Origin of the sequence: Kibdelosporangium aridum (assembly GCF_900176515.1) — a bacterium.
GTDB lineage: Bacteria > Actinomycetota > Actinomycetes > Mycobacteriales > Pseudonocardiaceae > Kibdelosporangium > Kibdelosporangium aridum.
On sequence record NZ_FWXV01000008.1, the window covers coordinates 369273 to 393747 of the forward strand.

The following is a 24475-nucleotide window of genomic DNA, read 5'->3' on the forward strand; positions in this document are numbered from 1 at the left end:
TGGCCACCATGAACGACCATGAGCTCTACCCCATCGGAGACGCCGCGCGCCGCAGCGGCCTGAGCGTGAGCGCCGTGCGGTTCTACGCCGACACCGGGCTCATCGAACCCACGGGCCTGAACGAGGCTGGCCACCGGATGTACGACATCCATGCCATCGCCCGGCTGGAACTCGTCCGCACCCTGCGCGAGCTGGACACCGACCTGGACGAGATCCGCCGCCTGCTCGAAGGCGGCACGACCCTGCACGACCTGCTCACCACGCACCTGGAGATCGTCGAACGTCAGGAGCGCACCCTGCGGGCCAGGCGGGCGGTGCTCAGGGCACTGATCAAACAGGGTGGCACGACCGTTCAGGCCGACCTGATGCACAAGCTCGTCTCGATGACCGACGAGCAACGTGAACAGACCATCGACGACTTCTGGAACGACGTCGGCGAGGATCTGGAGGTCCCCGAGGGCTTCGTCGACCGGTTGCGGACGATGCGCCCGGTCCTGCCCGCGGACCCCACGGCCGCCCAGCTCGAGGCCTGGATCGAGCTGGCCGACCTGGTGTCGGACGCGGTGTTCCGCGACGCGGTCCGCACCTACCTGCGCGACGCCTACTCCGCACCGGAGACCCGGGTTCTGGCGACCGAGCCGTTCCAGGACTTCATGCACGTGAGCGGTGCCGCGCTCGTAGAGGAGCTGCTCGCCGCGTACCGTGCCGGAGAGTCCCCGCGGTCGCCTTGGGCCCAGCAGGCCGTCACACGTTTCATGGAAGCGGCCACCGCGTTGTCCGGCACACTGCTCACCCCCGAAGTCCGTAACCGGATGGCCGACGGATACCAGCAGATTCCTGACATCCTGCGCCAGATCGCTGAAGAGGAAGCCACCTCCGAAGGCCCCGGCTACGACGACACCCACGGCCGGTATCTGTCCCTGGTGGCGCTGATCAACGGGACCGCGACAGAAGAGAACCACGACTGCATCCCCTATGCCTGGATCGCCGACGCCATGCGCGCGGCGCCTCGGCAACCGGGCAGGAACACCGGCCCAGTTTCACGGGCTCGCCGGTGAGGAGCGCGAGGGCGCTGCGACAAGACTGCGACTCGCCCCGGACGCCGGTCGGACATCACCGGACGAGGATGAGGTTCATGGATCTCATTCGGAGCAAACGATTCTCTGACCATCCGGGCTTCGAACCACGACATCAGCACAGCTCGCACAGTGATGGGGGACGGGGCGGGCAGCGTTGGTCGCTCGTGGTCGCGACCATGCTGGCGGCGCTGTTGGTGGGCGCCGACGGCACGCCATACAGGAGCACGGCGGCTGCGAGTGAGACCGCAGGCAAGAGGTTCGATGTGACCGACTATGACATCGCAATGAGCTACCAGCCGGACATCCGCACGCTTCGAGGCGTCACGGTGGTCACCGCCACGGCGACTGAAACGCTGGACAGTTTCACGCTGCACCTCAGCGAACTGACGATCCGTTCGGTCACGGTCGATTCGAAGGCAGTGACGTCCTTCGCCCGGACCGGTGCGAAGGATCTCGTCATCGTGCCGGCGACACCGATCGGCCGCGGCGCCGAGTTCCGGGTCCGCGTCGAGTACGACGGAACGCCGGGAGCCGGATGGCTGCCCACCACGTCCGGCGGAGCCACAGCATTCATGGCAAGCCCCAGCGCGTGGTTCCCCGTCCGCGAGGATGCCAACGACAAGGCGAACTTCCACCTGTCCGGGACCGTGCCGACTGGCTGGAGCGTCGTGTCCATCGGCCAGGAGGGCCCGGTGCGGCACGAATCCAGCACAACCACGTTCCGCTGGACGGAGCCGAACGTCGACCCCGCTCACATCGCCGTGTCCATCGACCGCTTCACGATCGAACGGTCGGCGTTGGCCGACGGAACCCCGGTGGTCAACGCCTACGCGCCAGGACTGCGGGAATCGACCAAACCGCTGGCGGACCGGTTGCCGGAGATCCTCGACTTCCTTTCCGGCGCGTTCGGCCGCTACCCGTACCGGGCGGGCGGCAACGTTTTCGTCCATGTCAACGACGACGGGCCGGCGACCGCGCCGCAGACCCGGCCGGTATACCTCGGCGCCGGCAACACGCGGTACATGACCCTCGACGCAGTCGTCCACGAGCAAGCTCACCAGTGGTACGGGATTTCGACCGCTCCCCGCCAGCCGGAGGACAACTGTCTGTCCGAGTGCTTCGCCGTCTACGCCACCTGGCTGTGGGACGAGGCCAAAACCGGTGTCGGCCTCGATGCCCGCTACCGCGACCAGGTCAACACCAACAAAGGCAATCCGGGCTTCTGGAAGGAACTCCACCGCCCTGACCAGGCGCCAGGGCTGAACATCTACGACAAAGGCCCGCTCGCCCTGCACGCGCTGCGCCGGCAGGTTGGAGACAAGGCGTTCCACCGGCTGATCAAGCAGTGGCCGCAGCAACACCGCGGTGACTACGCCGACTGGCCGCAGTTCGAGACGTTCGCGGAGAAGGTCACCGGACAGGACCTCACCGGCTTCTTCCACGCGTGGTTCCGCAGCGCGACGCTACCCGCGGACAAGTACCTCTGGCCCGGCAGGCTGCAGCCGTAGCCAATGTGGCAGGTTCGAGCCAACTTTCGGGCGCGAGCAAGGGGTTTGTGCTTCCTGGCTGAGTGTTCCTGTCGAAATGCCTTCTGGCGCAAGGAAGATCGGCGCAGGCCGTTACAGTGAACTGATGCGAATTGGACTCGGCGTTGATGAGATGGGGCCGTCCCTTGAGACGGTCGTCGACCGGTTCCGGGCCGCGGCCGCGACTGGCCTTGCCGGGGTTTGGCTGGCGCAGCGCACCGGCCGGGACGCGCTCACCACACTGGCGGTCGCCGGACGTCAGGTGCCGGGCATCGAACTCGGTACCGCGGTGGTGCCGACCTACCCCAGGCACCCGCTTTCCCTTGCCGCGCAAGCGCTGACCGTCCAGGAAGCCGTCGGCAACCGGCTGACCCTGGGACTCGGAGTCAGCCACCGGCACATCATCGAAGACCAGTACGGGTATTCCTTCGACCGGCCCGCCCGGCATCTCCGCGAATACCTGTCCGCATTGGTTCCATTGCTGCGCGGTGAGAGCGTCAGCTACAAGGGCGAGACGCTGAAGGCCGTTGGCGCGGTTGACATCCCAGCGGTCGCACCGCCGTCTGTGCTCGTTGGCGCGCTCGGCCCGGCAATGTTGCGAGCGGCCGGAGAGTTGGCTGACGGCACCATCGCGACATGGGCCACCGCAACCGGTCTTGCCGACTACGTCGTGCCTACGATCACCCGAGCGGCGGGCAGGAACGTACCTCGTGTAGTCGCTGCCACAGTCGCCTGTGTCACGTCCCATGAGGACGATCGCCGGGCGTGGGTCGCCGAGAACTTCGGGATGGTCGGACAGCTGCCCAGCTACCGCGCCATGCTCGACCGAAGTCAGGCGGCCGGCCCCGAGGACGCGGTGCTCGTCGGTGATGAAACCACTGTCGAGCACCAGATCCGTCAGCTGTTCGATGCCGGCGCGACCGAACTCGTCGTGATGCCCCTCGGCTCGCAAGACGAGCAGACCCGCACCATCGGCCTTCTGGCCGATCTGGCCGGATAGGACGCCGGCTCTGCGAAGCGCGAACACCCCGGCCCGGACCAGCGTCCGAGCCGGGGCTGAGTCCTGCTGCCGACTACTTCCGGTAGAAGTGCACGTTGCGCCACTGGTGCTCGGCACCCGCGGTCTTCAATGTGCCGTACACGCCGTACTTGAAGTAGTGATCGCCTTTGGGCCCGTTGTTCGTGTGCACGTGTTTGCCGTTGATGTAGATGGAGTAACTGCCGCCGGTGGCGGTGGCGTTGTGGGTGACGTTGATGCGTACCCACTTGCCGTAGATGTTGCTGATCAGGTCTTTGCCCCCGCCTCGGAGGGTGCCCCCGTTCTTCGAGAAGGACCTGATCATCAGCGTGGTGGCGCCGTCACCGTCGTTGCCGAAGATCTGCATGGCGCTTTCGTCGTCGGTGCCTGCGGTGACCTTGAGTTCGCCCTCGAACTGCCGCTGGCCGGTCCGGTAGTTGTCCTGAACCCGGACCTCGACTCGGTTGGACCCGTTGTTGAAGAGTTTGAAGGTCTGTACCCCGCCGGACCGTGAGTAGGATCCGCCAGGCCCGGATGCGCTGGTGGTGCTGCTCGGGTAGCTCGTCATTTCGCCGCGGCTCTGAATCTGCAGGTTCCACGAGGGGTTGTGTTCCTGCCAACCGCTGCCCACCGGACCGGCGAAGGCGCTGGGCTGGACGAGAACGACCGTCAAAACGGCAGTGCCGGCGATCGCGGCAATTCTTCGTGTCACACGCATGGTGCTCCTTGTGTCGCATTGCAGGGATACACACAGCGGCGGAAACCCGAGTGTCGCCTATATCCGAGCGCCGCGCCAACGTCCCTGCTTGCGGTCCCCGCAGGTCCTTCCGTGCGGCACGATGACCAAATCCGCACACCGTAAGGAGACAGCATGGTCGACAGGTTCAACCCGCCCGGAATGTGGCAGCCGAACGGCCGTGCCTTCTCCCAGGGAGTCGTCCAGGGAGAAGGAGCCGTCGTTCACGTCACGGGGCAGGTGGCGTGGGACGAACACGGCAACGTTGTCGGTGCCGGGGATGTCGGGACACAGATGGACAAGGCAATCGACAACATCCGGATGGTCCTCGACGAGGTCGGCGGGAGGCTCGCCGACATCGTGTCCCTGACGATCTACTTCCTCGACCGCGCCGACCTCCCGGTGATCCAGCGAGTCCGCGCCCTGCATTTTCCCGCCGAGACCGCGCCGGTCAGCGTCCTGGTCCAGGTACCCGGCCTGGTCCTGCCGGAGTTCCTCGTCGAACTTGCCCCGATCGCCGTGGTGCCGGACAGCCGGTTCGTCCGCCCACATCGGCCTGAACCCCGTGCTTAGTCCAAGCTGGCCATGACGAGCCTTTGATCTGCGAAAAGGCACGTTCGGGACCGCTCCCAAGTGTCACGGGGTAAGTTGCGAGTGTGTTGAAGCGCAGTCGGCCGTTCGCGCTGATCGCCGTTCTCGTCGCAGGCGCGTTGGTCACGGTCCTCACCGGAGCTGCCAAGCCATTGCCTGGCGCCCCGTTCGCGCTGACCGGACACTGGGTGTTCAACTCGGTGCTGCAGATGGTCTTCCACATCGACGGCGGTACCGGCAACATCGACGCCCACGCCGAAGTCCAGGGCGAACCGGGCAGTCAGGTCGTGCAGAACGACACGCACGGGTACGTCGTCGGGCCGACGGGAATCACCGAGTTCGACAAAGCCAAGCTGTCCGAGCAACAGGCCATCACCGTCACCCCACCGACGAACGAGCGGCCGGTGGGCATCGAGGCCATCGGCGGGCCGTATCTGGCGTACCGCAACGCGGGCAAGGTCGTGCGCCTCGGAGACCCACCGGCGATCGTCCCGGTCGGTGGCGCGATCGGTACTCCTGTGGTCACCGCGGACGGCACGATGTGGTTGCACCGCCCCGACACCGGCCAGATCTGCACCCTCGGCAAGGACGCCGCCCACATCTCCGGCTGCCCGGTGGGCGCTCCGCCCGGCCACTCAGGCGCATTGACCATTGTGGACGGAAAGCCCGCGTTCGTTGACACATTCAGCACAACCCTGAGCATCATCGACGGCGACAAGCTCGGCCCCGCGGTGCCGCTCGGCGTGCCGATCTCACCCAACGCACGCCCGGCGACGCATGACCTGGCCGGCCGGGTGGCCATCCTGGACCCGCAACGGCAAAGCCTGCTGTTGGCCGACACCCGCGACCCGCCCGGCAAGCCGGTCACGATCCCACTGCCCAGCGGGGATTATGACGGCCCGATGTCCACAGGTGACGTGGTTGTGTTGGTGGACAGGCAAAGCGGCACTGTATTGACATACGGGCCGGACGGCGTGCGCAAGGATACGAAGCCGATCAAACAGAAGACCGGTCAGCCTCGGCTCAGCCGTGGCGAGGACAGCCGGGTGTATGTCGAGGACGCCGACGGTACGCAGGTCGTGGTGGTCGCCAAGGACGGCCACGTGCGGGAGGTGTCCACGGCCGAGAACCCCACAACCCCGCAACAGCCTCCTGTTCCCACGCCGAACACCGGAACAACGACAACGGATAGGCGTGTCGGCGCACCGCCACTAGCTCAGCAGCAACGACCCCGGCCGCGGCAAGAGCAGCCGAGGCCGCGCACAACGACCACGCCGCCTGCAGTGCCCGCAGGCCGTCCGGGTGCCCCGCCGTCGGTCGCCGCGCAGGCAGGCAACGGGTCGGCCACCATTACGTGGGGTGCCGCTCCAGATAACCGTGCGGCTGTCACGTCCTATTTGGTGTCGTGGCAGGCAAGTACCGGCCAGACAGGGTCCACGACGGTCGGTGGGGGACAGCGCCGGACAACGGTCACCGGCCTGGCCAACGGCGTGCGTTATGTCTTCACCGTGGCCGCGACCAACCGGGTGGGCACCGGCCCTGGTGCGTCCTCCAACCCAGTCAACCCGGTGCAGCCGCAGACCCGAACGGTCACGGTGTCCCGTGGTACGACCGAGCGCTACAACGATACGTGTGAAGTCCCCGAGTGCGGGAAGATGCGCGTCGTGATGCGTGGCTTCGAACCACGCAAGAGTTACAAGGTCGTACCGTACGCGAGCACCGTGTACGCCAACCCGGGCAGAACAGTGACCACCGACCGCAACGGGAATCTCACCTTCGAGGCGTTCCATTTCCCGAAGGTGGGCGCCACGGTGTGGGTCGTGGTCGACAAGCAGTACCAGTCGAACAGGTACACGTGGGAGTCCGGGTGAGTACTCCGCGCCTGTGCGGCTGTCGCTGGATCCGAGGCAGTTGAAAAGATCAACGCCTGCGGGGTTTTCTCGCGGATCGTTGTGACAGCCTGTTCCAGGATTTCCGAGGTCCTGAGAAGGCAGCCGGGGGATCGGCTCCGCTACTCGAACACTCCGTAGCCCGCGACGGCGTGTGCCCGCACGCCGTCCATGTCGAGCTCCACGCCGATGCCGGGAGTGTCGGGAAGCGTGATGTAGCCGTCCTTGACGATCGAGCCGCTCCCGTCGGGGGCGTGGACGTAGCTGTCCCACACCGCGCGCTCCTCGAGGGCGTGCCATTCCTGGACGAGGAAGTTGGGGATCGCTCCGCATTGGTGCGACGTGGCCATCGTGCCCAGCGGCGTCGACACCAGGTGCGGTGCGAAGGGAATGTAGTGAAGCTCCGCGAGGTTGGCGATCTTCTTGGCCTCCGCGAGGCCACCGCACTTCGGCACGTCCGGCTCGATGACGTCCACGGCACCGCGTTCGAGCAGCTCGCGGAATCCCCACCGCAGGTAGAGGTTCTCGCCTGCGCAGATCGGCGTGCGGGTCTGCGCGCGCACCCGCACCAGCGCGTCGATGTTCTCCGCCGGCAGCGGCTCCTCGAGCCACATCAGGTGGAACGGCTCGAGCTCCCACGAGATCCGGCATGCGCTCGGCACGTCGTAGCGAGCGTGTAGGTCGATGGCCAGATCGACGTCTGGTCCGATCGCTTCCCGGACGGCTGCCACGCGCTCGACCATCGATCGCAGCTCGGCGGCGTTGATCGTGTGGTTGAAGGCGTCGAACTTGGCGGGGTGGTGCAGGTTGTCGATGTCGAACTTGATGGCGGTGAAGCCTTCGGCGACCATCCGTTGGGCTCGGTCGACGCACCCGGCGATCGAGCCCGCTGGGTCGTCGCCGTCGCCGCAGTCGGCGTAGAGGCGGATCCGGTCGCGGAACTTCCCGCCGAGCAGCCGGTAGACCGGCTGGCCCGCGGCTTTTCCTGCCAGGTCCCACAGCGCGAGCTCGATCCCGGACAAGGCGATCACGAACACCCCGCCCTGTGGGCCAGCGAAGACCTTGCCGCGGCGCAGCTTCTCCCAGCACCGCTCGACGTTGCGCGGGTCCTCGCCGATCAGCAGGGGCGTCAGGGAATTGATCATTCCGACGACGGCGCCCGCGCCGGCATCGGGATTGGCCTCGCCGAATCCGCTGATGCCCTCGTCGGTGTCGATCCGTACCAGCGTGGCCTCACCGTGGTAGGCCACCACTGCCGTCGTGACGTTCACGATCCGCATTGCTCTCCCGCCGCCGGGTTGTGCAGATGAACGGACTGTTGCGACGTCCAACTTGTCATATAAGCTGATGACATGCAAAGGGGACAAGAGTCTCCGGACGCTGTCAAGATCCGGACTCTCCCGGTGCAGGTGGCGGCACACCTGACCCGGCGCATCGTCAGCGGCGAAATCGAGGACGGCCGGGCCCCGTCGGAGCTCGACATCTCCCAGGAGTTCGGGGTGTCCCGCGTGGTGGCGCGGGAGACGCTCAAGATCCTCGCCTCGCTCGACATCGTCGACGTCGCGCAGGGCCGCCGCGTCGTCGTGCGTCCCCGCGCGGAGTGGGACTACCTGAGCCCGTTGCTGATCGAGTGGCTGCCCACGGAGATCGTCGGCGAGCTGCTGCAGGAGCTGCACCAGATGCGCGCCCTGCTCGAGCCCGAGCTCGCCGCGATGGCCGCGGCCAGCATCTCCGACGAGACGCTGGACCGGCTCTCCGACGAGATCGACCGCATGTCGGCGCTCGAGGCGGATCCCGACGCCTACCTCGAGGTCGACCACGAGTTCCACATGGAGATCTGCCGGGCGGCCGACAACCGCATCCTCGACCGGATCATGTACTCCGCCCGCTGGCTCGGCACGGCCAGCCGACGCATCACCAACGAGGCACCGGCCGGTCTGCACCGCGCCACCGCCGAGCACACCGAGATCTACGAGGCGCTCGTGGCCCGTGATCCGGCAGGTGCCCGCGCGGCGATGCGCAGGCATCTGAGCAACAACTACTCCACGCTCCTCGCGGAGAAGGGGAAGCAGACCAAGCGAGCCGGCCGGCGGCGCTAGCGCACTGCACGACCGAGATCCGGAACCGATGACGAGGACGGACGAGGCATGGCAGCACCTACGATTCCGCCGATCCGGCTGGGGCTGATCGGCACCGGACTCGCGGTCGAGAAGCTGCACTGGCCGGCGTTATGCGGCTCGCCGGATCGGTACGTGGTCACCGCGTTCACTGACCGGTCCGCCGAGCAGAGCAGGCGGTTAGCCGGCTACAGCGGGGCCGGTCCAGCCCGGGCCGAAGCTGACCGGGCTGCTTTGCCGGCCCGCGACGACTTGATCGGTCGCCTGCACCTGATGGCATGGCGGCATGCCGGCCGGCTGGTGCCCCGCCAGAGCTGGTTCACCGGCACGCCGTGGCGGCAGCGGGGGCAGTACCGCGGCGGCGTGCACCACATCGCCCGGATCCGGCTGCTCTGCGGCGACATCGCACGGGTTCACGGTGCCGTGCAGGCGGCCAACAGCACGATGGACGCCCCGTCGGACCTCGCGCTCAACCTCGTCTTCACCGGAGGCACCATCGGCAACTACACCGCGTCCTACCCCGAGATCCCGGTGCCGCCGGAACCCAACGACATGCGGCTGTACGGCACCGAGGGCGTGCTCGTACCGCTGTGGCGGCCCCGTGGCTCGAACGGGCTGCCAGGACAACGCATCAGCAGTTCGGCGTCCTTCGCGGCATGAACGACCCGCAGCGCGGCGCTCGCCTCGCTGCCCCGCCGGTTGCAACGTCGCCCCCGTCGGTACGCGTCCGCTTGATCGGACGCGAGAGGAGTGGTCATGGAGGAGAAAACTGACTGGTCGAGGCGCAGGTTCCTCGGGATGAGCGCGCTGGGCGTGCTCGGTCTCGCTGCGTGCGAGAGCGGCCCCGCCGCGCCGCAGGTCGACGTCCAGGTGCCCAAGGAGCTGCTCGACCAGGCGGCCGGGCTGCGCGGCGGGTCGGTGGGGATGCTCTCGCAGAAGTTGTACTCGGAGGCCGCCAACCAGGCGCTCGACAAGTCGTTACAGGTGTTCGCGCAGGCCACCGGCACCACGATCCGCAACGACCTGGTCTCCGGCGACGCCGGCGACATGGTCGCGAAGATGGACGCCGAGGTGAAGGCGGGCACCAACCGCGATCTGGCCTTCATGAGCGACCGGCGGTTCGTCGGCCAGCTCCACAACCTCGGCGCCCTCACCGACGTCACCGACGTGGTCGAGGAGATGCGCAAGCTCTACGGGGAGCCCGCAACGGAGGCGACCAACTACTGCGTGTTCGACGGGCGCTGGTACGCGATCCCTTACCACTTCATCGCAGCCGGGATGTACCTGCGCAAGGACTGGTACGAGGAAAAGGGTCTCCCGCTCAAGCTGCACTACACGTGGGAGGAGTTGCGCGACAACGCGTTGGCGGTCTCCGACCCGGCGAAGCGGCGCTTCGGCTGGGGTCTCACGGTGAACCGCTCCGGCGACGCCAACGGCTTCATCGCGAACGTCATCAACTGCTACGGCGGGGCGATCGCGGACAACACCGGCAGGAAGGTCGTGTTCAACTCGCCGGAGACCGTCGCTGCCGTGGAGTTCATCGGCGACATCTACACGAACCCGAAGTACACCCCGATGCTGCCACCCGGGATCGGAAGCTGGACCGACTCGAGCAACAACGAGAACTGGCTGGCCCAGATCCTGGGGCTGACGCTCAACCAGTTCAGCGTCTACGCCGACTCGAAGACCAAGAACAACCCGGTCTACGCCAACACGCACCCGTTCAACGGCGCTACCGGACCGGCGATCGACCGGCCACTCGCGTACGGCGAGTCCAACTCGTTCGTCGTGTTCAAGGGGGCGAAGAACCCCGACCTCGCCAAGCTGGTGGCGAAGTTCATGGTCAGCGGCAGCGCGCTGCTCGGTGTCGCGAAGGGAGCACCGTGCCTGGTCAACCCCGCGTGGGACAAGGTGTGGGACTCCGACCCGTACTACACCAGCGGTGACCCCGCTTTCGCCGCGCTGCGGGAGCAGACCCGCGTGCCGCTCCCGTTGACCACCACTACCGGCTACGCGTTTCCCCAGGCCCCGAGCCCCGGCGAGCAAGCCGCTACCGCCGCCTATCTGCTGACCGACATGATGCAGGCGGTCATCCAGGGCACCCGGCCGGCCGACGCCGTTGCCTCGACCCACGCCCGCATCGTCCAGGTCTTCGAGCAGCAGGGCTACAAGCAGTGACAGTCCTGCGTCCGCGCCCGGCGCCGGCCCGTCCGGCGCCGGGCGCGTCGTCCGCGCTCACCAGATCGCAGCGGCTGCTCGGGCGCGACTGGCGCCTCGCCGCGGTGTTCATCGGGCCGACGCTGTTGCTGGTCACAGGCCTGATCCTGTTCCCGATCATCAGCTCGATCTTCACCAGCGCCACGGAGCGCCACGGCGCGGAGACGGTCTTCGTCGGGCTGGACAACTACGCCGACCTCATCGACGACGCCGTGTTCCACAAGGGCGTGCTCAACTCGTTCGTCTTCACCGCGTACGCCGAGATCTTCAAAGTGACCCTCGGTCTCATCGCGGCGTTGATGCTGCACCACATGCGCCGCGGCCGGGCGATCGTCGCTGGGGTGATCCTGCTGCCGTGGGTGGTGCCGACGGTTGTCACGGCCTTCACCTGGCGGTCCTTGTTCGACCCGATCTTCGGCAGCGTCAACGTCCTGCTCACCGACTCCGGGATCGGACCTGGCCTCGCCGCGATCGGGCTCGTCGACTCCTGGCCCGCGGAGTGGCTGTCCGATCCCGCGCTCGCGATGCCTGCGGTCATCCTGGTCAACGTCTGGAAGGGCATCCCGTTCTTCGCGGTGACGTTCCTCGCCGGGCTCAAGGCCATCGACAGTGGTCTCTACGAGGCGGCGATGGTGGACGGCGCCTCGCCGTGGCAGCGCTTCGTGCACATCACGTTGCCGGGGCTGCGCAACGTCATGATCGTGACGGTGCTGCTGTCGTCGATCTGGACGTTCAACAACTTCGACCTGATCTGGCTGATGACCCAGGGCGGACCAGGGGACGCCACCGCCCCGTACGTGATGGTGGCCTACTCGAAGGCGATCCAGCAGTTGCAGCTGGGCGCAGGCGCCGCAGTCACGCTGGTGATGCTGCCGATCATCGCCATCCTCGTGATGATCCTCGTGCGGATGATGCGACGCAGCGACCTGCCAGGCTCAGGCGACATGGGGCGCAGGCGGCTGACTCCCGCTCAGCGCAGGGCGCTGCCGTGGGTGATCGTCGTGGCCTCGGTGCTCGTGCTGGTCTGGGCGTCGCCGCACATCGTGTGGAAGGCCGCGCTCGTGCTGGGCGTGTTCGTGGTACTCGCGGCCGCCGTCGGACGGGTCGTCTCCGCGCTCGCCGCGCGGGGCAACCGGCTGGCCGCACGCCTGGTCGGCGGCACCGGCACGGGGATCGCGCTCATGGGTCTGCTGGGCTTCGTGCTCGCCCCGCTCTACTGGATGACGGTCACGGCCTTCAAGTCCGACGACCAGATCGTCGCGCGCACCAACGACCTCTGGCCGACCCCGTGGACCACCGAGCAGTTCACCAACCTGTTCACGGGCAAGGCGTTCGGCACCTGGTACGGCAACACGATCCTGGTGTCGGTGGCGTCCACCGTCATCGCCCTGATCTGCGCGGCGCTGGCCGGCTACGCGCTGGCACGGCTGAAGTTCCGCGGTTCGGAGAGCTTCACGGTGACGATCCTGCTCACCTACGTGATGCCGGGCGCGCTGCTGTTCATCCCGCTGTACCAGATGATGAGCGGGATCGGGCTCAACGACTCGTTGTGGTCGCTCGTGCTCGCCTACCCCACGTTCACCCTGCCGTTCGCGACGTGGCTGCTCGTTGGCTACTTCAAGTCGATCCCGGCCGACCTCGAGGAGGCCGCGCTGGTCGATGGCTGCACGCGGTTCGGGGCGTTCATCCGGATCGTGCTGCCGCTGGCCAAGCCGGGCCTGCTCGCGGTCGCGCTGTTCACGCTGACCAACGCGTGGAACGAGTTCCTGTTCGCCTTCGTGTTCATCACCAAGGACAACTACAAGACGCTGCCCGTCGGCATGCAGTCGATGATCTTCGGTGACGTCGTGCCGCAGGGGCAGCTGGCCGCGGCCTCACTGCTGATCAGCATCCCGGTCGTGATCATGTACGCGTTCGGGCAGCGATTCCTGACCGAGGGCCTCACCGCGGGGGCCGTGAAGGGATAAACGTGCACAGCGAGACCCCGGCGATCACGGAGGAGTACGTCGCGACGGGATCCCGGCCGAGCAACCTGCGCATCACCGACCTGAGAGTGGCCAACCTGGCCGGTGTGCCGTTCCGCTCGTCGATCATCAGGATCGACACCAACCAGGGACTGGTCGGCTACGGGGAGGTGCGCGACCAGGCCAGCGCCACCTACGCGCTGATGCTCAAGAGCCGGCTCGTCGGTGAGAACCCCTGCAACGTCGACAAGATCTTCCGCAAGATCAAGCAGTTCGGGTTCCACGGCCGCCAGGGCGGCGGGGTCTCCGGCGTCGAGATGGCGCTGATGGACCTTGCCGGCAAGGCGTACGGAGTGCCCGCCTACGCGCTGATCGGGGGTCGGTTTCGAGACGAGATCCGTTGCTACGCGGACACACCGTCGCTGCCGGACCCGCACGCGATGGGCGCCCGGCTGCTGGAGCGCAAGCAGCGCGGGTTCACGATGCTGAAGATGGACGTGGGCATCGACCTGCTGTGGGACGTGCCGGGGGCGCTGATCGCGCCGGCGGGTGCGCGCGCGGAGAAAACGACGATGCATCCGTTCACCGGCATCCAGGTCACCGCGAAGGGCGTCGAACACCTGACGTCCTATGTGGACGTCGTGCGCTCCGTCGTCGGCTACGACATCGCGCTCGCCGCCGACCACTTCGGCCACATCGCCCTCGACTCCTGCATCCGGATCGGCCGCGCGCTGGAACCGTTCACGCTGGCGTGGATCGAGGACCTGATCCCGTGGCAGCTGACCGACCAGTGGCGCCAGCTCACCACGGCCGTCGCCGTCCCGACATGCACGGGGGAGGACATCTACCTGCTCGATGGCTTCCGGCCGTTGCTGGACGCCGGCGCCATCCGCGTCGTGCACCCCGACCCGGCGACGTCGGGCGGGATCGCGGAGACCAAGCGGCTCGGCGACTACGCGCAGGAGCGCGGGATCGCGATGGCGCTGCACCTGGCGGCGTCGCCGATCGCGACGATGGCGTGCGTGCACCTGGCCGCCGCCACGGAGAACTTCCTCGCACTCGAACACCACGCAGCCGACGTGGAGTTCTGGAGCGACCTCGTCACCGACCTGCCCCGCCCGCTGATCCAGAACGGCCACATCACGGTGCCGCACACGCCAGGACTGGGGTTCGGCGACATCGACGAGGAGTTGCTGCGCCGCCACCTGGACCCGCGCGATCCGGTGTTCTTCGCCGAGACGACGCACTGGGACGGGGAGTCGAGCCACGACCGGCTGTGGAGCTAGGTCGCGTTTCGAAGTCCTGTTCGCGGACGGGGCTTTGAGACGCGACCCAAGAGCGCCCGTCAGGCCGGGCCCTGTTCGGCGCGCCACCGCTCGTACTCGGGCCGGGCCTCGTCCGACAGCGGGTAATACAGCCGCATGTCGCCGCCCTCGGCCAGCCGGATCCGGGAGAACTCCTCCCATTCCGCGTGTTCCTGAGCGACAGCCAGCAGAGTAGGTGCGAGCTTGATCGGCACCACGACCGCTCCGTCGTCGTCGGCGACGACGATGTCGCCCGGCTCGACGAGCGTGCCACCGCACGCCACCGGCACGTTGACGGCGGTCGGGACGATGTCGGTCTGGGTGTGGAAGTTCGGCGTGGCGCCCCGGATCCACAGCCCGAGGCCGAGCTGCTTGGCCTGGCCGATGTCGCGCAGGCACCCGTCGATCACCACGCCGGCGCCGCCGCGGCCCTTGAAGTAGGTCAGCATCATTTCGCCGAACACGCCGCTGCGCATGTCGCCGCGTGCGTCGACGACGATCATGTCGCCTGGCTGGGTGTGGTACATGACGTGCCGGTGCAGCTGCTTCTCCGGCTCGGCGTACTCGTCGACGGGGTAGAGGTCCTCCCGCTTCGGCAGGAACTGCAGCGTCAGCGCCGGGCCGGCCACACGCACGCCGGGGGTCACCGAAACCGGGCCTTGGATGAACGCGCTGCGGATGCCCATGCGGCTGAGTTCGGCGCTGGCCGTCGCGCTGCCGATGGCCGCGAGGGCGGCACTGAGCTCGGCAGGCGGGCGAACGATGTCGTGCGTCTCGACCACGTCGGTAGCTCCCTCGGGTCCGCGCTGACCGAAACTATCGGAGAGTTTCGATGAGATTTCGATCAAGCGTAGTCCGGCGAACCCACCTTTGGGACGTCAGGCGGGATGGCGGCGCGGTGCTGCTCCGCTCGACGGTCAGGGCCGACAAGGTAAGCGCGCTCTAGCGACCACTCATTGTGGTGAGCCAGTCTCCGACGACCGCGGCGTAAGCGTCCGGCACCTCCATTGGCGGGAGATGGCCGACCGTTTCGATGACGTGCAGGTGCCAGTCGGGCCGCAATCCGAGGACGTGGTCGATCACCGTGCGGTCGATCAGTGGATCCTGGTCTCCCCACACCAGCAGTGTGGGTGCGGGCAGCCGGCGGATTGCTTCCAGTGCACGATGCTGGTCTATGAACATGTGGGAGAACACTGACGCCAACGCCGTGATGCCAGCGCCGATCCACTGCGGCTGCGACCGCAGCCGCCCGAGCTGGTCGCTGAGTAGGCTGAGGAGCTCAGGTGAGAGCCGGGAGCGGTCACCGCCTGAGAGATCCCAGCGATCCTGTGGTTCAGCCAGGTTCCGTTGCTTCAGCTCCATCACCTTCGCGCCGCCGATGCGCAGCAGGCCTCGTGCCAGTGGCGTGCCGAGCAGGACCGCGATCCGCCCGAGGGTCTGCCAGCCCAGCCGTTGCCGGGTGCTCAACGGGAAGGGCAGCGAGGAGTTCACGAGCACGAGCCGCTCGACGCGTTCGGGTGCGAGATCGGCGAAGAGCATCGACACCAGCCCTCCGAACGACCAGCCGTGCACGACCACCCGGTCGAGACCCAGGATGGAAGTCAGGGCGCGGAGGAACCGGGCACTGATCTCCGCGCGCGGCGCCGAGCGGTGTGGCGAGGCGGAGTCGCCGATCACCGAACCCGGCAGGTCTGGGGCGACGACGGGGCCGTACGCGGTCAATGGGCCGATGGCGTCCAACCACATCGTCGCACCTGCGGCCATCGGGTGGATCAGCAGTTGCGTTGGCGCGTTGGAGGCCGTGGTGCGCGCGTCCGCCCGCAGCAGGTGCACGCGCGTGCCGTGCACGTCGACCACGTCGCTGCGGATTCCCGCCCAGCGGGGGCGCCGCTCGCCCCAGTCCGCGAGCTGCATCGGCCTACCTCCCGGAATCTGGCTGCACGCCTGCGACAGCGCGGCGGATAGCTGTGCGTGCGGCGTCCAGGGCCTGTTTGTCGGTGCAGCCCGCGGTGAGAGCAGCGGCGACCGTCGCGCTGATCGTCCCGAGCGCGGCCCCCACCAGCGCATACGCGGTGACCCGGTCGAGCGTCGCCGGATACGCGTCGGTGAGCGCCCCAGCGAGCCGGTCCAGCCGCGCGTTCGAACGGGCGATCGCCGCCTTCGGCGAAGTGATCGGAAGATCCACCGCGGCGCCCGTCATGCCGGGGACGAGGCCCATCGTCCAGCTGTCGGTGAGCATGTCTTCGACCGCACGGGCCAAGGCCTCGGGTGCGGGCACCTCGGCCGCGTACGTGCGGATGGCCCGGACGGCGGCTTCGACACGTTCGGCGGTGTTGTCGTGCAGCACGTCCTCTTTGCTGGCGAAGTAGCTGAAGAACGTGCGGGGCGACACGCCAGCGGCCTCGGCGATCTGAGCGACTGTCGTCGCCTCGTAGCCCTGCTGATCGAACAGCCGGCCGGCCTCGTCGATGAGGGCCTGGCGGGTGCGCTGCTTCTTCCGCTCGCGATGTGTCGACCTGGCCTCCACACCCCGCAGATTACTGCATACGTGCATTTTTGCAACAGTGCAAATTTGCGTTGGTGTGCAGTGAACTGGTCGGTGGGCCCGGCCGATGCAGCGACCGCCGAACTCGGCGAAACAATCTCGACTAGTGGGTGATGTCCATGCGTTGTGTGCCGATGACCGACAGCAGCCGTAGCGCCTCTTCGGAGGGCGAGCCCGGCGTGGCGGTGTAGATCACGACCTGCTGGTCGCGGTCGGTGATGTCGAGGACGTCGCAGTTGACGGTGACCGGGCCGACCAGTGGATGCTGGAAGGTCTTGCACAGGGTGGGCTCCGCGGACACCTCGTGGGACTCCCAGAGACGGGTGAACTCTTCGCTTCCGTCGAGGAGTTCGGCCACCAGTTCGGCTACTTCTGGATCGTCGGGGTAGCGGGCGGCGGCGGCGCGCAGGCGCAGCGTGGAGGTGCGGGCGAACGCTTCCACATCCGACACCCCGTACAGCCGTTGCCCCTGTGTGAGCGGCCCGAGAAAGACACGGCGCACGAGGTTGCGGTCGCGCCGCGGCAAGGCGGAGAAGTCCTCCATCAGGGCTGCGGCCAGATCGTTCCAGGCGAGGACCTCGAACGTCGCGGAGGTCACGGTCGCCGCGGCGTGCGGCAGGCGGTGCAGCAGGTCGAGGATGCTCGGCCGTACCTCACGCGAGGGCCCGGCCGACGGCAGCGGCGGTGCACCGGCCAGGTGGTGGAGGTGGTCACGTTCGGCGTCTGACAGGCGCAAGGCCCGAGCCAGGCCGGCCAGCACCTCGTGCGACGGGTGCGGCCCCCGTGCTTGCTCCAGCCGCGTGTAGTACTCGGTCGAGATGAACGCCAGCCGCGCCACCTCCTCGCGGCGCAGGCCCGGGGTGCGGCGGCGTGGGCCGGCGGGCAGCCCGACCTCGGCAGGACTGATCCGCTCGCGTCGGCTGCGCAGGAAATGGGCCAGTTCTCGTCGATCCACCTTCCCAGTGTGTACCGGCGTCAGCGGCCCAGCCAGGTACCGCCGGTGCCTGGATCCGCGCGGCGGACCGGCCCAGGCTCGATGGCATGGACAACACAGCTACCACCAGTCAAGGCTTGTTGGCCGGCAAGGTCGCCTTCATCACCGGTGCCGGGCGCGGCATCGGCGCCGCCGCAGCCCGCCTGTTCGCCCGCGAGGGAGCCCGCGTGCTTCTCGCCGCCCGGACCGAAGCTCAATTGAAGGCGGTGACCGAGGAGATCCAGGCCGCAGGCGGCACCGCGGAGTACGTGGTGTGCGACCTGGCCGACGCGGCGAGCGTGCGCGCCGCCGTGGACCACACCGTGGCGGTGTACGGCCGGCTCGACATCGCCTTCAACAACGGCGCGACGATCCAGCGGCCCGGCCCGATGGACCAGATGCCGGAGACCGAGTTCGACCACATCTACGACGTGAACCTCAAAGGCGTCTGGCTGGCCATGGTCGCCGAGGTCGCGGCGATCCGGGCTACCGCCGGGACGGGCGCCATCGTCAACAACTCATCCGTCGGCAGCCTGATGGGCAATCCCGAACTGCCCGCCTATGGTGCGATGAAACGGGCGGTCAACAGCCTCACCGAGTCGGCCGCTGTCACGTACGGCCCGGACGGCATCCGCGTCAACGCCATCGCACCCGGCCACACGGCGACCGAGATGATCCGCACCTGGGAAGAGGATTCACCTGGTCTGCGGGAGCGACTCACGGCGCACACCCCGCTAGGTCGCGCGGCCGACCCGGAGGAGATCGCGCAGGCCGCCGCCTGGCTGCTCAGCGACCGGTCCTCCTTCGTGACCGGCACAGTCCTGCGGGTCGACGGCGGCGCGCGAGCCTGAGCCGGGAGCCGTCGCCGAGGACTGCGGCTCTTGCGTTGCTGACCCCGCGCTCAGCTTGTTCCGTTGAGCAGGGCGCGGGCGCGTAAGGCGGCTTCCGTTTCGAAGCGGAAGTCCGGGTCGTTCAACCGATCGCCGAACAGTTGGGTGAGCTGGTGCATGCGGTAGCGGACGGTCTGCGGGTGGATTCCCAGGAGTGTCGCGACTTCCGGGGCGCTGCGGCCGGTCGAGGTCAGCCAGGCGAGCAGCGTCGACTCCAGCCGTTCGCGCTGCATCGGAGTCATGTCCTTGAATGCCTGCATAGTCCGGTCGCTGACCTGTTGGGCGAGGCGTTCGTCGTTGAGCAGGAGCAAGTCCGACAGGTGTTCGGTGCAGTAGATCAACGGTTTGCGGGGAATGGCGCCGTTGTGGACCAGTTGCAGGGTCTGCCGCGCCCATAAAAGCGAGTAGCGGACATCCGCGATCGGAACGGTAAGACCGACAACGGCGGTCCTCTCGCGCAGCACGCGGCGCAGAGTTGTCTCATGCCTCTGCGCGTCGGGTTCGGGCACCAGCAGATACGGCTCGGTGTCGTCCATCGACGCCAAGATCGTATGCGGGAGCGTGGGTAATTCCCCGGGGGCCTCGTCGATCGCCACACAGGCTGCTGTGCCGGGCAGCGACCACTTCGCGTGCCGGGCGAGATCCTCCACTGTCGTCCACGAAACCGGTGCGGCGGACATCAGTTGTGCCAGGAGGCGTTCACGGCTGCGTTGCCACGTGGTGGCCGCTGCTGCCTGTGCGTCCGCGTAGCCCTTCACCGACTCGGCAGCGATGTCGTTGATGTGGGTGAAGACTGCCTCGGCAAGGATTCCGGTGACATCGGCCGAGAATCCCGCGCGCCTGGCCACGTTCGCGTACTGGCGCCATGCGACGCGCGCACCGACCCGGTAGGCCGCCTGCAACGCGTCGAGGCTGCGGCCCTCGTACCACTCGCCCCGCCCCAACCGCCGGTAGATCTTGGCATTGTGCTCCTGTGGCGAGTCCGGATTGTCGATCAGCTCCACGAACTGCCGCAATGCCTGTTCGACGCCCAGTCGCAGGCCGACGCCGAACGCTCCCTCCAACGGACGGTTGTAGGCAGGCACCTCGCTGCGGATCGTGTCGATCATTTCCGCGGCCACCCGGGGTATCTCCGGTCGCAGCCAGGACGCGACCGACGCCGGTAGCGCCTCCCATGGCAAATTGTCACCCTGCGCAGGGTCCGGCATCCGTCGCGCCCTTTCTCGGTCAGCCTCCCAAGCGCCTGGACATTCATCAATAGCACACATGGCGGCGTGAATCAGCTGCCATTCGCCGTAAGCCGCACTGGGCGGAAATATTTGCCGCGTCCGGACTGGCCGACGGGCCGAGCGTTGTCACAGTTGTGACAATTGTTCAGACCTTTCCGGCAATGAACGTGGCCGCATCGTCGGCATTACGGAAGTAGCTCAGGTGAGCCAGGATGTCGTTGCCGCCGCGCACACAGACCGGGTCGCCTGCCGCGCAGTATTCCTTGGACCTGCTCTGATAGGGGCCGGTGATGTGCTTGCCGATCGATCCGATCGGCGGCCCGAACACCACGACCGCGGCCACGCGCGACTCGAGTGCCGATGGGATGGTCGCGGCGATCGGGGCGCCGACGGGAGCGCCCGCGCTGCTGACCCCGATCGAATTGCTGACCACGTTGGCACCCTGCGAGTACCCGACCAGGACGAACCGCTGGTTCGGACAGGACGCCGCCTGCGTGGTCACGTGGTTGACCAGATCGATGTTGCCTTTGGTGGCCGACGTCAGATCGAGATTGGCCGGATAGTTCACCGCGTAGGCGGTGGTCGATTTGCCGGTCAGTTTGCGCTGGACAGCCGAGTACACCGGGTCGCCAACGATGATGCCCAGCGTGCCGGGCTCGCCCGTGCCGCGGGCGGAGACCACGTCGATGTCCGTGCACGGGGCGGCCGCCGCCGGTGCTGCGGCCGCGATCACACCGCCGGCGAACAGCGTGGTCACGACGATGAGCGAACGGATCGGGGACCTGCTGATGGGTCTGAACATGTTCGACACCTCTGTGTATCGATAAGGGAAGAAAGAACTGAATAAAGCCCGGCGCCGTCGTATTACGAGTGACCGCACGGGAAATGTGCGCGGCTCGGGAACGTCACCATAACGACACCGTTATTCGGCGCGGAAGTCATGTTCGCGAGTAATGGGGGTGAGGATTTTGTCACGACGTTGAGTATTTGTGCCGAACTGTTGCCGTCCGGGGGCCGGGTGAAGTTAGCTGTCCGTACTCGCCAGTAGGAGAGGCGGATTGCCGATGCGCGTCGACGCCCGCACCCGCTTGCCACCGGCTTCCCGGCAGACCCGCGCGACCGGGAAGTGGCTCGCGGCCATGGTGCTCCTCGGATGGCTTGCCCTCGGCATCGCGGGCGGCGCGATGCCCGGTGCGCTGAGCGAGGTGCAACGCAACGACGGTGAATCGTTCCTCCCGGCGGATGCCGAAGCCACCGAAGTAGTGCGGCTGCAGGAAAAGATCGCGGGTGGCAAGGTCCAACCAGCCGTGATCGTGTTCACCAGACCAGAAGGCCTGACCGAGGCGGATGGCGCGGCGGTTGGCCGACGGTCCGCCGAGATCGCCAAGCTGAGCGGGGTGACCGGTCCGCCGTCCGCGCCGATCCCGGCTGCGGACGGCAAAGCGGTGCTGGTCAGTGTGCCAGTGTCTGGTGTGGACGGTTTCGAGACCGCGCGGACGACGCAGACGATGCGTGAGATCGTCCGCACGGATCTCCCGCCGGGACTGACCGTGCATGTCACCGGGCCAGCCGGTTACACGGCGGACTTCGGTGAGGCCATCTCAGGGATCGACGGGCGATTGCTGGTGGTCACGGCCCTGGTCGTCGCGTTGGTGCTGATTCTGGTCTACCGCAGTCCTTTGCTGCCGATCGTGGTGTTGGTCTCGGCAGGTGTCGCGCTTGTTGTCGCCGCACTGGCGGTGTATCCGCTCGCCGCAAGCGGGGCGCTCACGCTCAATGGACAGAGCCAGGGAATCCTGTTCATCCTGGTGTTCGGCGCGTCCACGGACTACGCGTTGCTGCTGATCGCCCGCCACCGGGAAGAGTTGCCGCTGGCCGCTGGCCCGCGTGACTCGGTCATGGCCGCGGTGCGGGCGTCGTTCGAGTCGATCACGGCATCGGCAGGCACAGTGATCCTCGGCTTGGCATGCCTGTTGCTCAGCAGTCTCTCGTCCAACCGGGGGCTTGGCCCGGTGGCGGCCATCGGGATCGCCGCGTCACTGCTGGTGTCCCTCACGTTCCTGCCGGCAGCGCTGGTTCTGTTGGGACGCGCGGCTTTCTGGCCATTTCGGCCACACCCGGCCCGATCACGGCTGTGGGGCCGGGTGGCCGGCTTGGTCGGCCGCCGGTATCTCCCTGTCTGGGTGATCAGCGTCGAAGTGCTCGTGTTGCTGTCGATCCTGCTCGGGGCGTTTCGGTCGAGCGGTGTCAAGCAGACCGAGATCTTCCTCGACCGGGTCGACGCGGTGGCCGGACAGGAGGTGTTGGAGGCGCACTTCCCGGCCGGGGCAGGGGAACCCGTCGTGATCATCACCGAACCCAGCTTCGCCGCCAAGGCGGCGGAAGCGGCGCGTGTCGACGGGGTCGCTGCGGTGGTGGTCGGCCAGCCTGCCGGCGACCTGGTGCAGATCGACGCGATCCTGACCGTACCGGCCGATTCCCGGACCGCGCAGGAGATCCTGGCGGATATCAGGGAATCTGTGCGGGAAGTGCCTGGCGCGTCGGTCCGCGTGGGCGGGCAGACGGCGATCTGGCAAGACATCACCGAGGCGGCCGAACGCGACCGGCTAGTGATCATCCCGGCCGTGCTGTTGGTGGTGTTCCTGGTGCTGGCCCTGCTGTTGAGATCCATTCTGGCCCCGGTTGTGCTGATCGCGACGGTCGTGCTGTCGTTCACCGCCACACTCGGCCTCGGAGCGCTGGTGTTCAACGAAGTGCTGGAGTTCCCGGGTTCGGATCCGTCGGTGCCGCTCTACGTCTTCGTGTTCCTGGTGGCGTTGGGTGTGGACTACAACATCTTCCTGATGACCCGGGTCCGTGAGGAGTCCCGGGCACTGGGCACGCGGGCCGGAACGCTGCGAGGACTTTCCGTGACCGGCGGCGTGATCACGTCCGCCGGAGTGGTGCTGGCCGCGACCTTCGCGGCGCTGGCGGTGTTGCCGATCCTGTTCATGGCCCAGATCGCGTTCCTGGTGGCGTTCGGCGTGTTGCTGGACACCCTGCTGGTGCGGTCACTGCTGGTTCCGGCGTTGACCATCCACATCGGACGGGACATCTGGTGGCCGGGCAGGCTCCGCAGAGGGGCGGTTTGACGTGCGTGTGGCGAGTGCGGCGCCCACGGCGATCACGGCCGCGGCGACGACGATGGCGGCGTGGAAACCGGGGACGAACTCGGCCGAGCTCGCGCCAAGGCCTTGCGCCGCTTGGTCCACGTCGGCATCCGGCACCAGCTGGCTGACCCGCCAGGACATGACCATGCCGAGCACGAGGATCCCGGTCACACCGCCGACTTGGGTGGCGATCTGCTGCAACGCGGAGGCGAGGCCGGACATGGACACGGGCGCGTTGCTGACGATGATCTGTGTCGACGCGATCAGCGCGACCCCGGTTCCCGCCCCGAGAATGAGCGCCGCGGGCAGCACGTCGGCCTGCGTGCTGGCCGGGCCGAGTGCGAGAAATCCCACCATGCCGAGGAAAACCAGGACAAGGCCGCCGGTTGCCGGCCAGCGTGGCCCGAACCGTGCGGTGAGGGCTCCGCCGATCGGGGCGCTGACCACCACGACCGCGGTCAGCGGCAGGAGCCATCCGGCCGCGGTCATCGGATCCATACCGCGCAGGTTCTGCAGGTACAGCGTGAGGAAGAACAGCAAGCCGTACAAGGAGAAGTAACTGAGTCCAGTGAGGACAGCGCCGAGCCGTACGCCGGGACAGCGGAAGAGATCACGTGGCCGTTCCAGCGAATCCCGCGCCCGTGACTCGCCGACCGTGTACAGCGCGAGCACGACGGTGACCGCGGCGATGGGAGCGTTGATCAGGAACACCACGGGCCAGCCGAAGTGCTGCACGATCAACCCGGCGACGACCGGGCCCGCGGCGATGGACAGTGCTCCGGCTCCACCCCAGATCCCGAGTGCGACGTCGAGCCGCTTGCCGGAGAAGGCAGCACGGATCAGCGCGAGTGCCGCCGGTTGCAGCAACGCACCACAGATTCCCTGAACAGCGCGTAACACGATCAGCAGCCAGGCGGTCGAGCTCGCCGCGATCAACAGCGAGGCCACCCCGAACCCGGCGACCCCCGCCACGAACACACGTCGTCTGCCCACTCGGTCGGCGAGGCGGCCCGCTGGGAACAACGCGACGGCGAGTGCCACCAGATATGCGTTCGCAATCCATTGCAATTCAGTGAGTGACGCGCGGGCGGTATGGGCGATATCCGGACCGGCAATGGTGAGCGCGGTACCGTCAAGGCCGACGATCATTCCGCCGAGCGATACCGTCACCAGCGTGCCGACCGGGTGGCTTCTTGGCGCGGTTATCTTCATGATGGGCGTTCACAGTAATGGCACTGGCTCGCGGAT

21 protein-coding genes are annotated in these 24475 nt (G+C 67.4%); 12 read left to right on the forward strand and 9 right to left on the reverse strand.

What is annotated here, in order from left to right; genetic code table 11:
- Positions 1 to 8: 8 nt before the first annotated feature.
- The 3 genes from B9C43_RS37510 (at position 9) to B9C43_RS37520 (ending at position 3605) form a co-directional block, all read left to right on the forward strand.
- A complete protein-coding gene (locus B9C43_RS37510; protein WP_084431951.1) occupies positions 9 to 1058 on the forward strand; it encodes a MerR family transcriptional regulator in 1050 nt (349 codons plus the stop codon).
- 77 nt (positions 1059 to 1135) lie between these two features.
- Positions 1136 to 2587: a M1 family aminopeptidase gene (locus B9C43_RS37515; RefSeq protein ID WP_160096953.1), complete on the forward strand. Its 1452-nt coding sequence runs from the start codon at positions 1136 to 1138 to the stop codon at positions 2585 to 2587.
- 124 nt (positions 2588 to 2711) lie between these two features.
- Entirely contained in the window at positions 2712 to 3605 is an 894-nt protein-coding gene (locus B9C43_RS37520; protein ID WP_033392997.1) for a TIGR03564 family F420-dependent LLM class oxidoreductase, read from the forward strand.
- A 73-nt stretch (positions 3606 to 3678) separates the two neighbouring features.
- On the opposite strand, the gene B9C43_RS37525 is transcribed toward B9C43_RS37520, so the two are convergent.
- Entirely contained in the window at positions 3679 to 4335 is a 657-nt protein-coding gene (locus B9C43_RS37525) for a polysaccharide lyase family 7 protein (protein WP_143446875.1), read from the reverse strand.
- Positions 4336 to 4494: 159 nt separating this feature from the next.
- Between B9C43_RS37525 and B9C43_RS37530 the strand changes: the two genes are divergently transcribed.
- Both B9C43_RS37530 and B9C43_RS37535 read left to right on the forward strand, forming a co-directional pair.
- The gene (locus B9C43_RS37530) at positions 4495 to 4932 is read left to right on the forward strand and encodes a RidA family protein (RefSeq protein ID WP_084431627.1); all 438 of its coding nucleotides are present in this window, start codon (positions 4495 to 4497) and stop codon (positions 4930 to 4932) included.
- An 83-nt stretch (positions 4933 to 5015) separates the two neighbouring features.
- Positions 5016 to 6821, forward strand: coding sequence for a fibronectin type III domain-containing protein (locus B9C43_RS37535; RefSeq protein WP_084431629.1), 1806 nt, complete (start codon positions 5016 to 5018; stop codon positions 6819 to 6821).
- A 140-nt stretch (positions 6822 to 6961) separates the two neighbouring features.
- Here B9C43_RS37535 and B9C43_RS37540 read toward each other — a convergent pair whose 3' ends face one another.
- A complete protein-coding gene (locus B9C43_RS37540) occupies positions 6962 to 8119 on the reverse strand; it encodes a mandelate racemase/muconate lactonizing enzyme family protein (RefSeq protein WP_084431631.1) in 1158 nt (385 codons plus the stop codon).
- A 72-nt stretch (positions 8120 to 8191) separates the two neighbouring features.
- Between B9C43_RS37540 and B9C43_RS37545 the strand changes: the two genes are divergently transcribed.
- From B9C43_RS37545 to B9C43_RS37565, 5 genes are all read left to right on the forward strand, one after another.
- Complete coding sequence (locus B9C43_RS37545) at positions 8192 to 8938, forward strand: FadR/GntR family transcriptional regulator (protein ID WP_235039076.1); 747 nt, start codon at positions 8192 to 8194, stop codon at positions 8936 to 8938.
- A 48-nt stretch (positions 8939 to 8986) separates the two neighbouring features.
- The gene (locus tag B9C43_RS37550) at positions 8987 to 9616 is read left to right on the forward strand and encodes a Gfo/Idh/MocA family protein (protein ID WP_084431635.1); all 630 of its coding nucleotides are present in this window, start codon (positions 8987 to 8989) and stop codon (positions 9614 to 9616) included.
- A gap of 96 nt (positions 9617 to 9712) precedes the next feature.
- On the forward strand, positions 9713 to 11134 hold the full coding sequence (locus tag B9C43_RS37555) for an ABC transporter substrate-binding protein (protein WP_033393000.1): 1422 nt from the start codon (positions 9713 to 9715) through the stop codon (positions 11132 to 11134).
- Positions 11131 to 13140, forward strand: coding sequence for an ABC transporter permease (locus B9C43_RS37560; RefSeq protein ID WP_084431637.1), 2010 nt, complete (start codon positions 11131 to 11133; stop codon positions 13138 to 13140). The genes B9C43_RS37555 and B9C43_RS37560 overlap by 4 nt, the downstream gene beginning before the upstream one ends.
- Before the next feature lie 2 nt (positions 13141 to 13142).
- On the forward strand, positions 13143 to 14423 hold the full coding sequence (locus B9C43_RS37565; protein WP_084431638.1) for a mandelate racemase/muconate lactonizing enzyme family protein: 1281 nt from the start codon (positions 13143 to 13145) through the stop codon (positions 14421 to 14423).
- A 59-nt stretch (positions 14424 to 14482) separates the two neighbouring features.
- Here B9C43_RS37565 and B9C43_RS37570 read toward each other — a convergent pair whose 3' ends face one another.
- The 4 genes from B9C43_RS37570 to B9C43_RS37585 all read right to left on the reverse strand — a co-directional run bounded on the left by B9C43_RS37570 (position 14483) and on the right by B9C43_RS37585 (position 17941).
- Positions 14483 to 15223, reverse strand: coding sequence for a ribonuclease activity regulator RraA (locus B9C43_RS37570; RefSeq protein ID WP_033393002.1), 741 nt, complete (start codon positions 15221 to 15223; stop codon positions 14483 to 14485).
- 160 nt (positions 15224 to 15383) lie between these two features.
- Positions 15384 to 16355 carry an alpha/beta fold hydrolase gene (locus B9C43_RS37575; RefSeq protein ID WP_160096955.1) on the reverse strand — a complete coding sequence of 324 codons (972 nt, stop codon included), beginning with the start codon at positions 16353 to 16355 and terminating at the stop codon, positions 15384 to 15386.
- Positions 16356 to 16359: 4 nt separating this feature from the next.
- Complete coding sequence (locus B9C43_RS37580; RefSeq protein ID WP_160096957.1) at positions 16360 to 16968, reverse strand: TetR/AcrR family transcriptional regulator; 609 nt, start codon at positions 16966 to 16968, stop codon at positions 16360 to 16362.
- Between the two features lie 121 nt (positions 16969 to 17089).
- On the reverse strand, positions 17090 to 17941 hold the full coding sequence (locus tag B9C43_RS37585) for a helix-turn-helix transcriptional regulator (protein WP_084431644.1): 852 nt from the start codon (positions 17939 to 17941) through the stop codon (positions 17090 to 17092).
- Between the two features lie 86 nt (positions 17942 to 18027).
- Between B9C43_RS37585 and B9C43_RS37590 the strand changes: the two genes are divergently transcribed.
- On the forward strand, positions 18028 to 18810 hold the full coding sequence (locus B9C43_RS37590; RefSeq protein ID WP_084431646.1) for an SDR family NAD(P)-dependent oxidoreductase: 783 nt from the start codon (positions 18028 to 18030) through the stop codon (positions 18808 to 18810).
- Positions 18811 to 18860: 50 nt separating this feature from the next.
- Here B9C43_RS37590 and B9C43_RS37595 read toward each other — a convergent pair whose 3' ends face one another.
- Together B9C43_RS37595 and B9C43_RS37600 are read right to left on the reverse strand one after the other, a co-directional pair.
- A complete protein-coding gene (locus B9C43_RS37595; protein ID WP_160096959.1) occupies positions 18861 to 20030 on the reverse strand; it encodes a PucR family transcriptional regulator in 1170 nt (389 codons plus the stop codon).
- A gap of 193 nt (positions 20031 to 20223) precedes the next feature.
- Positions 20224 to 20880, reverse strand: a complete 657-nt coding sequence (locus B9C43_RS37600; protein WP_084431954.1) for a cutinase family protein — start codon at positions 20878 to 20880, stop codon at positions 20224 to 20226.
- Between the two features lie 262 nt (positions 20881 to 21142).
- On the opposite strand from B9C43_RS37600, the gene B9C43_RS37605 reads away from it, so the two are divergent.
- Positions 21143 to 23209: an MMPL family transporter gene (locus B9C43_RS37605; RefSeq protein WP_084431651.1), complete on the forward strand. Its 2067-nt coding sequence runs from the start codon at positions 21143 to 21145 to the stop codon at positions 23207 to 23209.
- On the opposite strand, the gene B9C43_RS37610 is transcribed toward B9C43_RS37605, so the two are convergent.
- Positions 23129 to 24439, reverse strand: coding sequence for an MFS transporter (locus B9C43_RS37610; RefSeq protein WP_084431653.1), 1311 nt, complete (start codon positions 24437 to 24439; stop codon positions 23129 to 23131). The genes B9C43_RS37605 and B9C43_RS37610 overlap by 81 nt on opposite strands.
- Positions 24440 to 24475: the final 36 nt, after the last annotated feature.

Excerpts from the sequence above, each read along its gene's own strand:
- B9C43_RS37510 (WP_084431951.1), top strand. The coding sequence starts at position 9 with ATGAACGACCATGAGCTCTACCCCATCGGAGACGCCGCGCGCCGCAGC.
- B9C43_RS37515 (WP_160096953.1), top strand. The coding sequence starts at position 1,136 with ATGGATCTCATTCGGAGCAAACGATTCTCTGACCATCCGGGCTTCGAA.
- B9C43_RS37520 (WP_033392997.1), top strand. The coding sequence starts at position 2,712 with ATGCGAATTGGACTCGGCGTTGATGAGATGGGGCCGTCCCTTGAGACG.
- B9C43_RS37530 (WP_084431627.1), top strand. The coding sequence starts at position 4,495 with ATGGTCGACAGGTTCAACCCGCCCGGAATGTGGCAGCCGAACGGCCGT.
- B9C43_RS37540 (WP_084431631.1), bottom strand. The coding sequence starts at position 8,119 with ATGCGGATCGTGAACGTCACGACGGCAGTGGTGGCCTACCACGGTGAG.
- B9C43_RS37545 (WP_235039076.1), top strand. The coding sequence starts at position 8,192 with ATGCAAAGGGGACAAGAGTCTCCGGACGCTGTCAAGATCCGGACTCTC.
- B9C43_RS37550 (WP_084431635.1), top strand. The coding sequence starts at position 8,987 with ATGGCAGCACCTACGATTCCGCCGATCCGGCTGGGGCTGATCGGCACC.
- B9C43_RS37555 (WP_033393000.1), top strand. The coding sequence starts at position 9,713 with ATGGAGGAGAAAACTGACTGGTCGAGGCGCAGGTTCCTCGGGATGAGC.
- B9C43_RS37575 (WP_160096955.1), bottom strand. The coding sequence starts at position 16,355 with ATGCAGCTCGCGGACTGGGGCGAGCGGCGCCCCCGCTGGGCGGGAATC.
- B9C43_RS37590 (WP_084431646.1), top strand. The coding sequence starts at position 18,028 with ATGGACAACACAGCTACCACCAGTCAAGGCTTGTTGGCCGGCAAGGTC.
- B9C43_RS37600 (WP_084431954.1), bottom strand. The coding sequence starts at position 20,880 with ATGTTCAGACCCATCAGCAGGTCCCCGATCCGTTCGCTCATCGTCGTG.
- B9C43_RS37605 (WP_084431651.1), top strand. The coding sequence starts at position 21,143 with ATGCGCGTCGACGCCCGCACCCGCTTGCCACCGGCTTCCCGGCAGACC.
- B9C43_RS37610 (WP_084431653.1), bottom strand. The coding sequence starts at position 24,439 with ATGAAGATAACCGCGCCAAGAAGCCACCCGGTCGGCACGCTGGTGACG.